Raw genomic sequence first — 15,754 nt, 5'->3', positions numbered from 1 at the left:
CGGCGGCCGCTCGGCGGGAGGCGTGCGGCCCTGATGCGTCGGCGGGGTCAGCCGAGGCCGACGGGCGAGATGCCCCACCGGCCCGTCCACGTCTCGCCGGGCTCGAGCCATGCGAGCCCCTCGCCGGAGTTGAGCGCATCCGCCGGCGCCGACATCGGCTCGACCGCGACGGCCTGGTGGACGCCGTGGACGCCGGGGAAGTCGCGCGGCGTGAAGACGACGGCGTAGGGGTATGCGGCGTCCTGCCAGAGCCGCACGCCGCGTCCGTCGTCGTCGAGCAGCGTCGAGGTGGCGATGCCGTCGACGTGCTGCACGCCGGCGAGGCCGAGGTCGAGGTCGAGCGCGGAGAGGCGACGCCCCGAGCGCAGGTCGGCGCCCGCGGGCGCGTCCGACGCGTCGACCGCGACGGTGCGCACGGGCAGCAGGCGGTCGTCGGCGACGATGGCCGATGCCGCGGGCACCGTGAGGGTGAGGGCGTCCGCCGGCGTCGCGCCGACCGCGAGGTAGGGGTGCGCGCCGCACGCCCACGGGGCTCGGCTCGCGCCGACGTTGACGGCCTCGTGCGTCACGACGAGCCCCGACTCGTCGACCTCGTAGCGCACGAACGTGTCGAGCAGGAAGGGGAAGCCCGGCTGCGGGTGGATCGTCGCCTGCAGCAGCACGTGCGCATCACCGTGGTCGAGCACGCGGTACGGGGCGTAGCGCAGCAGCCCGTGGCTCGCGTTGCCGAGCGCGGGCTCGGTGATCGCGAGCTGCTGGGGCGCGCCGTCCAGCTGCCACCGCCCGTCGCGGACGCGACCGCCCCACGGCGCCATCGTGATGCCCTGGCCCTTGCCGGGTCGTGCGTCCTCGCGGAACGGCTCGACGAGGTCGACGTCGCCGAGGACGAGCTCGCGCAGCCCGGCCGCCACCTCGGTGACGGTCGCGCGGAGTCGCACGCCCGAGACGGTCGAGGCGATCGTGAGCTGCTGGCCGGTGGGAGATCGCACAGCGTCGATCCTATGAGCGTGGATAGAGTCGAGGCGTGAGCCAGCCGACGCACGCCTATCCGCCCGCTCCCGGCCAGCAGCCCACGGGCGCGCTCGACGGCGGATTCGGCCAGCAGGCATCGCAGGCGTTCCGGCCGGCGAGCGGCTGGCAGCAGGGCGGCGCGCCGATCGCACGCCCGCGGGCCGTCGAGGCTCCTGCGACGCCGAGCGTCGCCCTCGTGCTCCTCGCCGTCTCCGCCTACCTCCTCGCCGCGCAGGTGCTCGCCTCGGCGATGAGCGCGGGCAGCCTCGACGCCGGTCTGACGCTGTCGCTCCTCGCGACCTGGGCGCCCACGGGCGTCGTGCTCTCCACGCTGTTCGCCGTCGCCGGCCGCCACCGCCTGCTCGCCGCCGTCTGCGCCGGGCTCGGCCTCGTCGTCGCCATCGGCTTCCCGCTGCTGTCGGCAGGCGAGGTGTGGGCGCCGGCGCTCGTCGCCGTGAGCGTCGCGATCGCCGTGGTCGCCGCGGTGCTCGGCGTGCTCGCCCCTGCCGAGGGCACGGGGCCGCTGCGGATCGTCGCCGTCGCCCTCGCCGCCGCCGCGACGCTGCTGTTCTACGGCCTGTCGATCGTGACGCCCGTCGTCGCGCTCGAGGGCTCGCTCTCCGCGGTCGTGGGCGTCGTCGGCACGACGCCCATCGCGCTGCTCTCCGTCGCCGCCGCGCTCGTGCTGTGCTTCGCGCCCGACGGCCGCGCGCTCGCCGGCTGGCTCGTCTGCGGCCTGGCAGCGGCGCTCCTGATCCTCCCCATCGCGAGCCTCGTCGTCGGGCAGCCGCCCGTGCCGGCATCCGTCGCCGTGGTGGTGGTGCGCGCGCTGCTCGTCGCAGCCGCCGGCGTGCTGCTGCTGCGCTCCGCTCGCCGCTGACGCACCCGCCGCCGACGCGCGCCGCGCGGCTACGCTCGCGGCATGACCGCACACGAGCGCGCCACGATCATCGCCCTGCCCGGCCGCGAGCCGCGCATCCCCGCCAGCGCCTACGTGCTGCCGAACGTCGTCGTCGCCGGTGACGTGCGTCTGGGCGAGCGCGTCGGCGTGTACCCGGGCGCGAGCCTGCGCGCGGAGGAGGAGGCGATCGTCGTCGGCGACGACTCGAACGTGCAGGACTCGTGCTCGCTGCACGTGGATGCGGGGTCGCCGCTCACGATCGGCCGCCGCGTAAGCATCGGGCACAACGCGGTCGTGCACGGCTGCACGATCGGCGACGACGTGCTCGTGGGCATGCACGCGACGATCATGAACGGCGCCGTCGTCGGCGAGGGCTCGCTCGTCGCCGCCGGCGCGCTCGTCACGCAGCGGCAGGTCGTGCCGCCTCGCTCGCTCGTGGCGGGCGTGCCCGCGAAGGTGCGACGCGAGGTCACCGACGAGGAGCTCGCCTCGATCCACCGCAACGCCGCGGTCTACGTCGAGCGCACCGCGCAGTACCGCGCCCTCTGACGCGCGAGCCGTCTCGGCGAGCCGCACCCGTCTGCACGGCCCGAGCGGCTACCGCAGGGCCCGCTCGGCCGCCCGCACCACGTTCTCGAGCAGCATCGCCCGCGTCACGGGGCCCACGCCTCCCGGCACGGGCGAGAGCCACCCCGCGACCTCGGCGACGCCCGGATGCACGTCGCCGACGAGCAGCGCACGACCGTCGTGCAGGATGCGCTCGCGCGTGATGCCGACGTCGAGCACCGCGGCGCCCGGAGCGACCCACTCGGGCTGCACGAGTCGCGGGCTGCCGACCGCCGCGACGACGACGTCGGCGGCGCGCACGCGAGCGGCGAGGTCGCGCGTGCGCGAGTGCGTCAGCGTGACGGTCGCGTCGACGCCGCGGCGCGACAGCAGCAGGCCGATCGACCGACCCACCGTGAGCCCGCGCCCGACGACGCACACCTCGGCGCCCTCGAGCGGCACGCCATGGTGCGCGAGCAGCTGCAGGCACGCGCTCGGCGTGCACGGCAGCGGAGCGTCGATCTCGCCGTCGACGCCGAGCACGAGCCTGCCGAGGTTCGACGGATGCAGGCCGTCGGCATCCTTCGCCGGATCGACCGCCTCGAGCATCGCCCGCTCGTCGAGGCCCGTCGGCAGCGGCAGCTGCACGACGATGCCCGTGACCTCCGGAGCGTCGACGAGGTCGCGGATCGCTGCCCGCACGTCGGCGTCCGTCGCCGAGGCGGGCAGCTCGACGCGCACCGACGCGATGCCGACCTCCTCGCAGTCGCGGTGCTTGCCGGACACGTAGGAGCGGGATGCGGGATCGTCGCCGACGAGCAGCGTCGCGAGCCCCGGCGTCGCGCCGACGCCCCGCAGGGCGTCGACGCGCACGCGCAGCGCGTCCTTGACGGCGGTCGCGGTCGCGACGCCGTCGAGGACGCGGGCGGTCACAGGCTCGGGTAGAGCGGGAACGCGCCCGCGAGCGCATCCACCCGCGCGCGCAGCGCATCGACGTCGGCGCCCGGCAGGAGCGCGAGCGCGATGACGTCGGCCACCTCGCGGAACTCCTCGTCGCCGAAGCCGCGCGTCGCGAGCGCAGGCGTGCCGATGCGCAGACCCGACGTCACCATCGGGGGGCGCGGGTCGTTCGGCACCGAGTTGCGGTTGACGGTGATGCGGATCTCGTGGAGGAGGTCCTCGGCCTGCTTGCCGTCGATCGCGGCGTCGCGCAGGTCGACGAGCACGAGGTGCACGTCGGTGCCGCCCGAGCGCAGCGTGATGCCCGCGTCGGCGACGTCCTGCTGCATGAGGCGCTCGGCGAGGATCCGCGCACCGCGCACGGTGCGCTCCTGGCGCTCGACGAACTCCGGCTCGGCCGCGAGCTTGAACGCCGTCGCCTTCGCGGCGATGACGTGCATGAGCGGGCCGCCCTGCTGGCCGGGGAAGACCGCCGAGTTGATCTTCTTCGCGATGTCGGCGTCGTTCGTGAGGATGAAGCCCGAGCGCGGGCCACCGATCGTCTTGTGCACCGTCGACGACACGACGTGCGCGTGCGGCACGGGGCTCGGGTGGATGCCGGCGGCGACGAGGCCCGCGAAGTGCGCCATGTCGACCCACAGCAGCGCGCCCACCTCGTCGGCGATCGCGCGGAAGGCGGCGAAGTCGAGCTGGCGCGGGTACGCCGACCATCCGGCGATGATGACCTTCGGCTGGTGCTCGACGGCGAGACGGCGCACCTCGTCCATGTCGATGCGGCTCGACTCTGGGTCGACGCCGTACGCGACGATGTCGTAGAGACGGCCGGAGAAGTTGATCTTCATGCCGTGCGTCAGGTGCCCGCCGTGGTCGAGCGAGAGGCCGAGGATCGTGTCGCCGGGGCGCGCGATGGCGTGGAGCACCGCGGCGTTGGCCGAGGCGCCCGAGTGCGGCTGCACGTTGGCGAACTGGGCGCCGAACAGCGACTTGGCGCGCTCGATCGCGAGCGACTCGGCGACGTCGACGAACTCGCAGCCGCCGTAGTAGCGGCGGCCCGGGTAGCCCTCGGCGTACTTGTTCGTGAGCACCGAGCCCTGCGCCTCGAGCACGGCGACGGGCACGAAGTTCTCGGAGGCGATCATCTCGAGGTACTGCTGCTGACGGCCGAGCTCGTCGGCGAGCACCGCCGCGATCTCGGGGTCGACGGTGGCGAGGGAGTCGTTGAAGGTCGAGGGCAGGCGGTCGGACACGTGCATCTCCTCAGGAGTGATGGATGGCCCAGGCGCGCGACCGAACGAAGGTCGGCCGCTCCCCGGTGGTCCCCCACCCAAGCGCCAGTCGCGGCCGCTGCCGATGCTACTCGGAGACCCCATCCGCGCGCACGTGCGCGCGACGCAGCCGGGCGAGCCGCGCGCCGTCGGCGAGCACGAGCACGAGCCCGATGACGACGGCGCCCAGCAGCACCGCGGGCAGCGCCTCGATGCCGACCGCGTCGTACACGACGGCGCCGAGCAGCGCACCGCCGCCGATGCCGACGTTGAAGCCCGTCGTGTACCAGGCGGTGGAGGTCTGCAGCATGCGGGTGGGCGAGGCCTGCAGCATGCGCGTCTGCAGCAGCGGAGGCAGCGCGCCCATCGCGAGTCCCCACAGCAGCACGGCCGCGAACGCCACCGAGAGCACGTCGGTCGCCGAGAGCACGACGCACACGATCGCCATGACGACCATGCAGCCGACGGCGCCCGCGAACGGCCGCCTCCCGAGCCACACCGACACGACCGCCACCGCGAGCGCGCCCATGAGCCCGTAGGAGAGCAGCGCGGGGCTGAGCCACACCTCCGGCAGCTCGACGCGCTCGACGAGGTACGGCGTGACGTACGTGTAGAAGGCGTACTGGCCCAGCATGACGACGGCGGTCGCCGAGACGGCGACGGCGACGCCGACCGCCGACCGCCCCGGCTCGCGCTGCGGCAGCGCGACGGATCCCGTCTCGGTCGTCGCGACGGCCGGCAGATGGTCGACGGCGGGCAGCATCCGGCGCACGAGCACGGCGCCCAGGAGGCACGCGATGCCGAAGACCGCGAACGACCAGCGCCACCCGAGCGCCTGGCCGAGCAGCGTCGACAGCGGCAGGCCCAGCACGAACGCGAGCGAGCCGCCCGCGCTCGTGATGCCCACGGCGCGTCCGAGCTCCTCCTTCGGCACGAGGTACGCGGCGTAGGCGCCCACCACCGTCCAGAAGACGCCGTGCGCGAGGCCGGCGACGACGCGCAGCGCCACGACCATCCAGTACTCGGGCACCGCTGCCGTGAGCAGGTTGACGACGCCGAAGACGACGAGCACCGTGATGACGAGCACGTGGCGCGGCACGCGACGCGTGAGATGCACGAGCGTCGTCGACGTGACGACCACGGCGCCCGCGAACACGGTGACGAGCAGGCCGATCGCGCCCTCGCCGACGCCGAGGTCGCGGCTCATCGGCAGCAGCAGGCCCATGGGCAGCATCTCGACCGAGATGTTCACGAAGATCGCGAACGCGAGGGTGAGCAGCGCCACCAGGGGGAAGGTGGATGGGGTCTGCGCTCGGCTCGTCATGGCGACCGCTCAGCCTACCCGGCATAGGTTCGCCGCATGCAGCCAGGCGCCCTCCTCATGCCCGACGACGTCGTCGCACAGACGTTCACCACGACGCGCCTGCGAGCCGGCTACGACCAGGACCAGGTCGACGTGTTGCTCGACGCGGTCGTCGCGACGATGCGCGGACACCTCGCAGGTGCTCCCGTCTCCGACCCCGTCCAGGCGAGCGACGTCGCGACCGTCGTCTTCGCGACGAAGCGGTGGCGTGACGGCTATGACATGGAGGAGGTCGACGACCTGCTCGACCGCGTCCAGGCGACGCTCGCGGCCCTCGAGCGCGGCGAGCGCCCGAGCTGAGCCTCGCGGCGCAGGACGACCACCGATCGACGACGCTCGCCCGACGGCCGAGGCCGCGGCGTAGGGTGTGCGCATGGCGAGGATGCCAGCATGACGACGCTGAGCCCGTGGCTGGCCAGGCCCGGCAGCGGCGAGGAGCGCGCGGTGGTGCGCGCGTCGTGGGATCGTGCACGTCGCGAGCGCCTCGCACCCGACGTCTCGGCCTCCCTCGTGCTCGACGCGGCCGCGCTCGGAGACGCACGCTCGGCGCATCCGCTCGCCCCCGCGCTGCCCGTCATCTCGCGGCTGCTGCACCGGGATGCCGACGACGGCTCGGGCGTGCTCGTCGCCGTGGGCGACGCCATGGGGCGCCTGCTGTGGGTGGACGGCGACCGCAGCCTGAAGGCGCGCGCCGAGTCGATGCTGTTCGTCGCCGGCGCCGACTGGTCGGAGGGGCGCGTGGGCACGAGCGCGCCCGGCACGGCCCTCGCGATCGACCACGGCATCCAGATCCACCGCGACGAGCACTTCGCCGAGGTGGTGCAGCCGTGGAGCTGCTCGGCGGTGCCCGTGCACGACCCCGAGCACGGCGGGCTGCTCGGCGTCATCGACATCACGGGCGGCAGCGAGGTCGTCGACCCGCACGTGCTGCCGCTGCTCGAGGCGACCGCGGCCGCCGTCGAGCGCGAGCTGCTCGTGCAGCGGCTCACGAGCGCGCGGCCCGCCTCCGCCGTCGCCGTGCCCGTGCTGCAGTGCCTCGGCGTCGACACCGGCGTCGTCTCGGACGGTCGCGAGCGCCGCCTCACGATGCGGCACACCGAGATCCTCACGCTGCTCGCGCTCCACGGCGAGGGCCTCGCGGGAGGCGAGCTCGCCGCGATGCTCTCGGAGCACGCCACCTCCCCCGTGACGTTGCGCGCCGAGATGACGCGACTGAAGCGCGCCCTCGCGCCCGCCGTGCGCATCGAGTCGCGGCCGTACCGGCTCGCGACGCCGCTCGAGACCGACGTCGATCGGCTGCGCTCGCTGCTCGATCGCGGCGCGCACCGCGTCGCGCTGTCGTGCTACCGCGGGCCGCTCGTGCCCGGCTCGACCGCGCCCGGCATCGTCGCGGCGCGCGACGAGATCGCCGGACGCCTGCGCACGGCGCTGCTGACCGCCGCGTCGGCGGAGGTGCTCTACGACTACGCGACGACGCACGGCCGCGCCGACCGCGAGGCGTGGATGCAGCTGCTGCACGGGCTGCCGCCGCGCTCGCCGCGTCGCGCCGCCGTCGTCGAGCACCTCGAGCGCCTCGACCGCGAGCTGCGCTAGCCGGCGCCCTGCAACGCCCTGCAACGTCCCCGCGCGTAGCGTGCGCGCAACGGCAACCCGCCGGACGATGACGTCAGAGAGGGTGACATGACCGTCTACGCACGACCCGGAGCCGAGGGCTCCGTCGTCTCCTACCAGCCGCGCTACGACCACTACATCGGCGGGCGGTACGTGCCGCCCGTCAAGGGCCAGTACTTCGAGAACCCGACCCCCATCACGGGCCAGACCTTCTGCGAGGTCGCCCGCGGCACGAGCGAGGACGTCGACGCCGCCGTCGAGGCGGCATGGAAGGCCTTCGCGACCTGGGGGAGGACGAGCCCGACCGAGCGCGCGAACATCCTCAACCGGATCGCCGACCGCATGGAGCAGAACCTCGAGGCGATCGCCGTCGCCGAGTCGTACGAGAACGGCAAGGCGGTGCGCGAGTGCCTCGCCGCCGACATCCCCCTCGCCATCGACCACTTCCGCTACTTCGCCGGAGCGCTGCGCGCGCAGGAGGGCGGGATCTCGGAGCTCGACGGCGACACGGTCGCGTACCACTACCACGAGCCGCTCGGCGTCGTGGGGCAGATCATCCCGTGGAACTTCCCCATCCTCATGGCCGTGTGGAAGCTCGCGCCGGCGCTCGCCGCAGGCAACTGCGTCGTGCTGAAGCCCGCCGAGCAGACGCCCGCATCCATCCACCTGCTGCTGTCGTTCGTCGAGGACCTCATCCCCGAGGGCGTGCTGAACATCGTCAACGGCTTCGGGTTCGAGGCGGGTGCACCGCTGGCGTCGCATCCGCGCATCCGCAAGATCGCCTTCACGGGCGAGACGACGACCGGCCGCCTCATCATGCAGTACGCGTCGGAGAACCTCATCCCCGTCACGCTCGAGCTCGGCGGCAAGAGCCCCAACGTGTTCTTCGAGGACGTCGCCCGCGAGAAGGACGCCTTCTACGACAAGGCGCTCGAGGGCTTCTCGTTCTTCGCCCTCAACCAGGGCGAGGTGTGCACATGCCCGTCGCGCGCGCTCATCGCCTCGAGCATCTACGACGGGTTCATCGAGGATGGCCTCGCACGCGTGGGCAAGGTCACGCAGGGCGACCCGCTCGACACCGACACGATGATGGGCGCCCAGGCATCGAACGACCAGCTGGAGAAGATCCTCAGCTACATCGACATCGGCACGCAGGAGGGCGCGGAGATCCTCACGGGCGGCGAGCGCGTCGACCTCGGCGGCGACCTGTCCGGCGGCTACTACGTGCAGCCGACGGTCTTCAAGGGGCAGAACGGCATGCGCGTGTTCCAGGAGGAGATCTTCGGGCCCGTGGTGTCGGTGACGACGTTCGACTCGTTCGACGAGGCGATCGCCATCGCGAACGACACGCTCTACGGCCTGGGTGCGGGCGTGTGGAGCCGCGACGGCGCGCAGCTGTACCGTGCGGGCCGCGCGATCGAGGCCGGCCGCGTGTGGTCGAACACGTACCACCAGTACCCCGCGCACGCCGCGTTCGGCGGCTACAAGCAGTCGGGCATCGGCCGCGAGAACCACAAGATGATGCTCGACCACTACCAGCAGACGAAGAACCTGCTGGTGTCGTACGCGGAAGGGCCCATGGGCTTCTTCTGATCGGCGCCAGGTGGCGGACGACGCTCCGCCACCCCTCGCCGCCCGTGGCCCGCGGTGCCATCCTGGTGCCGCGGGCCGCACCCGCAACGAGACAGGAGGTCGACGATGACCGAGTCCACGAGTCCCGCCGCCATCGAGCGCGTCGCGCTCACCGACGAGGCGGCCGACCTCATCCGCGCGCTCGTCGCAGCGCACGGGCCCGTGATGTTCCACCAGTCGGGCGGATGCTGCGACGGCTCCGCGCCCATGTGCTACCCGAAGGGGATGTTCCGCACCGGCGGGCAGGACGTGCTGCTGGAGGAGCTGCGCATCGACGGCGTCGACGAGCCCGCACCCTTCTACATGAGCGCCTCGCAGTACGCGCTGTGGAAGCACACCCACATCACCGTCGACGTGGTGCCCGGCCGCGGCTCGGGCTTCTCGCTCGAGGCACCCGAGGGCAAGCGCTTCCTGATCCGCTCGCGCATCCTCTCCGACGACGAGTACCGCTCGCTCGTCGACGCCGGGGTCATCGCCGACTGACGGGAGCCGGGCACCCGCGCTCGTAGACTCTGTGCTCGTGCCCAACCACTGGATCCTCTCGTTCGCATGCGACGACCGTGCGGGCATCGTGCACGCCATCACGGGCGCCATCGTCGCCTGCGGCGGCAACATCACCGAGTCGCAGCAGTTCTCCTCCGCCGACACCGACCGCTTCTTCATGCGGCTGCAGGTGGAGGCGGATGCGCCGCGCGAGGACTTCGAGCGCGAGCTGGCACCCGTCGTCGACCGCTACGAGATGCAGTGGCAGCTCGACGACGTCGGGCGACCGCTGCGCACGCTCGTGCTGGTGTCGAAGGCGGCGCACTGCCTCAACGACATGCTCTTCCGGCAGCGTGCCGGCCAGCTGACCGTCGACATCCCCCTCGTGCTGTCGAACCACCCCGACCTCGGCTCGCTCGCGGCGTTCTACGACGTGCCCTTCGAGCACGCGCCCGTGACCGACGCGGCATCGAAGGCCGCGTTCGAGGCGCGCGTGCTCGAGGCCGTCGAGCAGCACGACATCGAGCTCGTCGTGCTCGCCCGCTACATGCAGATCCTCTCCCCCGAGCTCTGCGCGCGCCTCGCCGGCAAGGTCGTCAACATCCACCACTCCTTCCTGCCCGGCTTCAAGGGCGCGAGCCCGTACCGGCAGGCGCACGCGCGCGGCGTGAAGCTCATCGGCGCCACGGCCCACTTCGTGACGAGCGACCTCGACGAGGGGCCGATCATCGAGCAGAACGTCGTGCGCGTCGACCACACGCAGACCCCGGCGCAGCTCGTGGCCATCGGCCAGGACGAGGAGTCGCGCACGCTCACGAAGGCGGTGCAGTGGTTCTCGGAGGACCGCGTGCTGCTCGACGGGCAGCGCACCATCATCTTCCGCTAGGCGCGACGACCCTCGGCGGCGGCGACGACCGGCGGCGGCGACCGGCGGCGGCGACCGGCGGCGGCCGGCCGGCGGCGACCGCGCCGGCCGTCGGACCGACGGATCGGTGACCGATCGAGCGCCACGCCTATCGAATCCGTCGTCTGCCCCTCCATACTGGGATGCATCCGGAAGCAGCGAAGGAGCGCAACCATGCAGTATCAGGTCGTCAACCCGTACACGGGCGAGACCGGCGAGGTGCACCCCACCGTCACGGCCGACGAGCTCGAGCACGCCATCGCCGGCGCGTGGTCGGCGTGGCACGTGCTCGCTGCCGAGTCCGTCGCCGAGCGCGCCGCCCGCATCGCCAAGGTCGCCGACCTGCACGAGGAGCGCGTCGACGAGCTCGCCGCGATCATCATGCGCGAGATGGGCAAGCCGAGGAGCCAGGCGACCGGCGAGGTCGAGTTCGCCGCCGCCATCTACCGCTGGTACGCCGACCACGCCGAGGAGCTGCTCGCCGATCAGCCGCTCACGACCGACGACGGCCGCGCCGTCGTGCGCCGGTCGTCGCTCGGCCCGCTGCTGGGCATCATGCCCTGGAACTTCCCCTACTACCAGGTGGCCCGCTTCGCAGGCCCGAACCTCGTCGCAGGCAACCCCATCCTCCTGAAGCACGCCCCGCAGTGCCCCGAGTCGGCGCTCGCGATCCACGCGATCTTCGAGGAGGCGGGCTTCCCCGTCGGCGCGTACGCGAACGTCTTCCTCACGAACGAGCAGGCCGCCGACGTCATCGCCGACCCGCGCGTGCGCGGCGTCTCGCTCACCGGCTCCGAGCGCGCGGGCGCCGCCGTCGCCGAGGTGGCGGGCCGCAACCTCAAGAAGGCCGTGCTCGAGCTCGGCGGCTCGGACCCGTTCATCCTCCTCTCGACCGACGACCTCGACGCCGTCGTCGAGGATGCCGTGAACGCGCGCCTCGACAACTCGGGCCAGTCGTGCAACGCCGCGAAGCGCTTCATCGTGCACGAGGACCTGTACGACGCGTTCGCCGAGCGCATGACGGCGAAGATGGCCGAGCAGTCGCCCGGCGCCCCCGAGGACGACCTGCTGCTCGGACCGCTGTCGTCGAAGGCCGCAGCCGACCGTCTCGAGGCGCAGATCGAGGCGGCGATCGCCGCGGGCGCCACCGCGCTGCTGCGCGGCGCCGCACCGCACGGCGACGGCGGCGCGTCCGTCGGCCCCACGGTGCTCGCCGACATCGCACCCGAGAACCCCGCCTACCAGCAGGAGTTCTTCGGACCCGTCGCATCCCTCTACCGGGTGTCGAGCGAGGACGAGGCGATCGAGGTCGCCAACGCCACCCCGTTCGGCCTCGGCTCGTACGTGTACACGACCGACGAGGCCCAGGCGTCGCGCGTGGCCGACCGCATCGACGCGGGCATGGTGTTCGTCAACGCCGTGCTCGCCGACGAGGCCGGTCTGCCGTTCGGCGGCGTGAAGCGCTCGGGCACGGGCCGCGAGATGGGCGTGCTCGGCATCGAGGAGTTCCTCAACAAGAAGGTCGTGCGCCTGCCGTAGTCGGCGGGATGTCGTGTCTGACAACGGGGCGTGCGGGCTGCGGCCCGCACGCCCCGTCCTCATGCGGCAGCCGCGTCTCCGGGCAAGGTTCATCGAAACGTCATGCTTCGACCTGACGTGTCGTCACAGGTTCTGGCTAGGTTGAGCGGCATCCCTGCTCACCAGACCTTGGACGACACATGGCCCAGGCCCTCCGACGCTCCCTGAGCGTCGCCACCGCGACGGCCGTCGCGGCATCCGCCCTCGTCGCGCTGGGAGGTGCCGGCGTCGCGAACGCCGCCGCCTACCCGACGATCAACGAGTTCTCGTTCGACACCTCGCCCGGCAACGACGTCGAGTCCTTCGAGATCCACGCCGCACCCGGCACCTCGCTGTCCGGCTACACCCTGCTCGGGATCGAAGGCGACTCCGCGGGCGTCGGCGTGCTCGACAACCGCATCGAGCTCGGCGCGGTCACGACGGACGCGAACGGCCTGCACGCGCGCTCGGTCGCGGCGAACACCTTCGAGAACGGCGCGCTGTCGCTGCTGCTCGTCACGGGCGTCGTGCCCGCGGCAGGCACCGACCTCGACGCGAACGACGACGGCGTGCTCGACGAGGGCCTCGGCTTCACGATCGTCGACTCGATCGCCGTGACCGACGCCGGCGCGGGCGTCACGTACGGCGGCGTGACGCTGAGCCGCGACACCGACGGCTTCGGCCAGGACTTCGGCGGCGCGAGCCGCATCCCCGACGGCACCGACACCGACACGACCGCCGACTGGGTGCGCAACGACTTCAACGTCGGCGATGCGACCGTGCCCGCCGGCCAGGCGTTCAACACCCCGGGCCTGCCCAACGCCGTCAACGCCGTCGCTCCCCCGGCCGTCGAGTGCGACGCCGAGGGCGTCACGTTCGTCAGCGCCGTGCAGGGCTCTGGAGACTCGAGCCCGCTCGTCGGCACGACCGTCGAGGTGCAGGGCGTCGTGACCGCCGTGTTCCCCGGTCTCGCCGGCGCGACCGGCACCAGCACCTTCGCGGTGCAGGAGGAGGCCGCCGACCAGGACGCCGACCCCGCGACCAGCGAGGGCATCCTCGCCGAGCTGCCCACCTCGCTGCTCGGCACGCTCACGGTCGGCCAGGAGGTCCGCGTCGTCGGTGCCGTGTCGGAGGAGTTCGGCCGCACCCACCTCGATGCAGGCAACTACGCCGTGTGCGCGCAGACCGCCACGCTGCCCGAGGCCACCGTCGTGAGCCTGCCGCTCGCGAACGCGGAGGCCACCGAGGGCATGCTCGTCACGATGCCGCAGTCGCTCTCCGTGCTCGAGACCTTCCAGTTCGCGCAGTACGGCGAGATCGTGCTCGGCACGGAGCGCCAGTTCCAGCCCACGGCGCTCGCCGCCCCGGGCTCCGACGAGGCGATCGCGATCGCTGCGGCGAACGCCGCGAACCGCATCACGCTCGACGATGCGCGCACGCAGCAGAACGCCGACCCCGCGATCCACCCGAACGGGCAGCCGTTCGGCCTCGACAACCTCTTCCGCGGCGGCGACACCGTCGCGAACGTCACGGGCATCCTCGACTACGGCTTCTCGAAGTGGCGCATCCAGCCCACCGAGGGCGCCGACCACACGGCAGCCAACCCTCGTCCCGAGGTGCCTGCCGTCGGTGGCGACCTGCAGGTCGCGTCGTTCAACGTGCTGAACTACTTCACGACGCTCGGCAGCCGCGGCGCCGACGACGCCGTCGAGTTCGAGCGCCAGGAGGCGAAGATCGTCGCGGCGATCCTCGAGCTCGATGCCGACGTCGTCGGCCTGCTCGAGATCGAGAACAACGACGGCGTCGCGCTCGACACCCTCGTCGCAGCGCTCAACGAGGCCGCCGGCGAGGCTCGCTACGCCGCGGTCGACACGGGCACGCTCGGCACCGACGAGATCACGACCGCGCTCATCTACCAGCCCACGGCCGTCACGCCGTCCGGAGCGTTCGCGGTGCTCGATGCCTCGGTCGACCCGCGCTTCGACACGACGCGCAACCGACCCTCGCTCATCCAGACGTTCGCGGCGAACGACTCGGGTGCGCAGGTCACGATCTCGGTCAACCACCTGAAGTCGAAGGGCTCGGCCTGCTCGGGCGACCCCGACCTCGGCGATGGCGCCGGCAACTGCAACGGCACCCGCACGCAGGCGGCCGAGGCGCTCGCCGACTTCCTCGCCACCGACCCGACGGGCGCGGGCACCGACGACGTGCTCATCCTCGGCGACCTGAACTCGTACGACCACGAGGACCCGATCGTCGCGCTCGAGGCGGCCGGCTACGTCGACCAGCTCGAGGCGTTCCAGGGCGAGGAGGCGTACACGTACGTCTTCGACGGCCAGCTCGGCTACCTCGACTACGCGCTCGCGAGCCCTTCGCTCGCCAGCCAGATCGTCGACGCGGCCGCGTGGACGGCGAACTCGGACGAGGTGCCCATCCTCGACTACGACATGACGTTCAAGCAGCCCGCGCAGGACGCGATCTACGCGCCCGACCCGTACCGCGCATCCGACCACGACGCCGTGCTCGTGGGCCTCTCGCTCGAGACGCCCGTCGAGCCCGAGGTCGACGTCACGACGTTCGCGGGCACCGACCGCTACGACACGAACGTGCAGGTCTCGCAGGCGCTGTTCGACGAGGGCACCGACGTGTTCCTCGCATCGGGTCAGGGCTTCGTCGACGCGCTCGCAGCCGGCCCGGCGGCAGCGGCGGAAGACGCGAGCCTGCTGCTGACGCCCGGCGATCGTCTGCTCGACGTGACGATCGGCGAGCTCGAGCGCCTCGCGCCGCAGACGATCACGATCGTCGGCGGGGAGCCGTCGGTGTCGGCGGCCGTCGAGGCCGACCTCGCCGCGCTGCTGCCCGACGCGACGATCGAGCGCATCGCCGGCGCCGACCGCTTCGAGACGGCGGCGCTGCTCGCGCTCGACGCGTTCGGCTCGGCCGACGGTGCGTTCCTCGCGAGCGGGGTGTCGTTCCCCGACGCCCTGTCGGCGAGCGGCGTCGCGGCGCAGCGCGGCGACGTGCCGGTGCTGCTCACGCGGCCCGACGTGCTGCCGGAGGTGACGGCATCCGCGCTCGACGAGCTCGGCGTGGTCGACATCGCGGTGCTCGGCAGCCGGGTCACGGTGTCGGACGACGTCGTGCGCCAGGCACGCGCGCTCGGCGACGTGATCCGCGTCGCGGGCGCCGACCGCTACGCGACGAACGCCTTCATGGTGCAGGCGTTCGCGCTGCCGGCGGCCGACCAGCCGATCGCGATCGCATCGGGCGAGAACTTCCCCGACGCGCTGTCGGCGACGGCCGTCGCAGGCCAGCTCGGGGCGCCGGTGCTGCTCTCGACGGGCCGCTGCGTGCTGCTCGACACCGAGGACGTCATCGCCGCGCTCGACCCGCAGCTGGTCGTGAACGTGGGCGGTCGCCCCACCCTCGAGGCCGACGCCTGGCAGACCTCCTGCTGAGCGCGTCTCGCTGACGACTGCGGCGTCCGGCTTCGGCCGGGCGCCGCAGTCGTATGCTCGGTC

13 protein-coding genes and 1 riboswitch are annotated in these 15,754 nt (G+C 72.7%); of the genes, 9 read left to right on the top strand and 4 right to left on the bottom strand.

From position 1 onward, the window contains the following. Positions 1-47: 47 nt before the first annotated feature. Positions 48-989 (bottom strand): aldose 1-epimerase family protein, encoded by a 942-nt coding sequence (locus ACFQPP_RS12395; protein WP_376916950.1) that lies wholly within the window; start codon positions 987-989, stop codon positions 48-50. A 35-nt stretch (positions 990-1,024) separates the two neighbouring features. On the opposite strand from ACFQPP_RS12395, the gene ACFQPP_RS12390 reads away from it, so the two are divergent. Next, entirely contained in the window at positions 1,025-1,891 is an 867-nt protein-coding gene (locus tag ACFQPP_RS12390) for a hypothetical protein (protein ID WP_376916949.1), read from the top strand. A gap of 42 nt (positions 1,892-1,933) precedes the next feature. Next, positions 1,934-2,461, top strand: coding sequence for a gamma carbonic anhydrase family protein (locus ACFQPP_RS12385; RefSeq protein WP_376916948.1), 528 nt, complete (start codon positions 1,934-1,936; stop codon positions 2,459-2,461). Between the two features lie 48 nt (positions 2,462-2,509). Here the strand turns inward: ACFQPP_RS12385 and ACFQPP_RS12380 are convergent, their stop codons facing one another. From ACFQPP_RS12380 to ACFQPP_RS12370, 3 genes are all read right to left on the bottom strand, one after another. Next, positions 2,510-3,391, bottom strand: coding sequence for a bifunctional methylenetetrahydrofolate dehydrogenase/methenyltetrahydrofolate cyclohydrolase (locus ACFQPP_RS12380; RefSeq protein WP_376916947.1), 882 nt, complete (start codon positions 3,389-3,391; stop codon positions 2,510-2,512). Then, entirely contained in the window at positions 3,388-4,665 is a 1,278-nt protein-coding gene (glyA, locus tag ACFQPP_RS12375) for a serine hydroxymethyltransferase (RefSeq protein ID WP_376916946.1), read from the bottom strand. The genes ACFQPP_RS12380 and glyA overlap by 4 nt, the downstream gene beginning before the upstream one ends. A 19-nt stretch (positions 4,666-4,684) precedes the next feature. Further along, a riboswitch (ZMP/ZTP riboswitch) is annotated at positions 4,685-4,767 on the bottom strand. 4 nt (positions 4,768-4,771) lie between these two features. Next, positions 4,772-6,007, bottom strand: a complete 1,236-nt coding sequence (locus tag ACFQPP_RS12370) for an MFS transporter (RefSeq protein ID WP_376916945.1) — start codon at positions 6,005-6,007, stop codon at positions 4,772-4,774. 36 nt (positions 6,008-6,043) lie between these two features. Here ACFQPP_RS12370 and ACFQPP_RS12365 point away from each other — a divergent pair, with 36 nt between their 5' ends. From ACFQPP_RS12365 to ACFQPP_RS12335, 7 genes are all read left to right on the top strand, one after another. Further along, positions 6,044-6,346, top strand: a complete 303-nt coding sequence (locus tag ACFQPP_RS12365) for a DivIVA domain-containing protein (RefSeq protein ID WP_376916944.1) — start codon at positions 6,044-6,046, stop codon at positions 6,344-6,346. 90 nt (positions 6,347-6,436) lie between these two features. Beyond that, on the top strand, positions 6,437-7,639 hold the full coding sequence (locus tag ACFQPP_RS12360; protein WP_376916943.1) for a GAF domain-containing protein: 1,203 nt from the start codon (positions 6,437-6,439) through the stop codon (positions 7,637-7,639). 87 nt (positions 7,640-7,726) lie between these two features. Then, entirely contained in the window at positions 7,727-9,250 is a 1,524-nt protein-coding gene (locus ACFQPP_RS12355; protein ID WP_376916942.1) for an aldehyde dehydrogenase family protein, read from the top strand. 105 nt (positions 9,251-9,355) lie between these two features. Then, entirely contained in the window at positions 9,356-9,772 is a 417-nt protein-coding gene (locus ACFQPP_RS12350; RefSeq protein ID WP_376916941.1) for a DUF779 domain-containing protein, read from the top strand. A 37-nt stretch (positions 9,773-9,809) separates the two neighbouring features. Further along, positions 9,810-10,658 (top strand): formyltetrahydrofolate deformylase, encoded by an 849-nt coding sequence (purU, locus tag ACFQPP_RS12345; RefSeq protein WP_376916940.1) that lies wholly within the window; start codon positions 9,810-9,812, stop codon positions 10,656-10,658. Between the two features lie 192 nt (positions 10,659-10,850). Then, a complete protein-coding gene (locus ACFQPP_RS12340; RefSeq protein WP_376916939.1) occupies positions 10,851-12,215 on the top strand; it encodes an aldehyde dehydrogenase family protein in 1,365 nt (454 codons plus the stop codon). A gap of 179 nt (positions 12,216-12,394) precedes the next feature. Beyond that, a complete protein-coding gene (locus ACFQPP_RS12335; protein ID WP_376916938.1) occupies positions 12,395-15,691 on the top strand; it encodes an ExeM/NucH family extracellular endonuclease in 3,297 nt (1,098 codons plus the stop codon). Positions 15,692-15,754 lie beyond the last annotated feature (63 nt).

The sequence above is a fragment of the Agrococcus sp. GCM10030265 genome (assembly GCF_042666675.1).
Lineage (GTDB): Bacteria > Actinomycetota > Actinomycetes > Actinomycetales > Microbacteriaceae > Agrococcus.
Note: the sequence above shows the minus strand (reverse complement) of the source record. Positions and strands in the feature narration are given on the sequence as shown.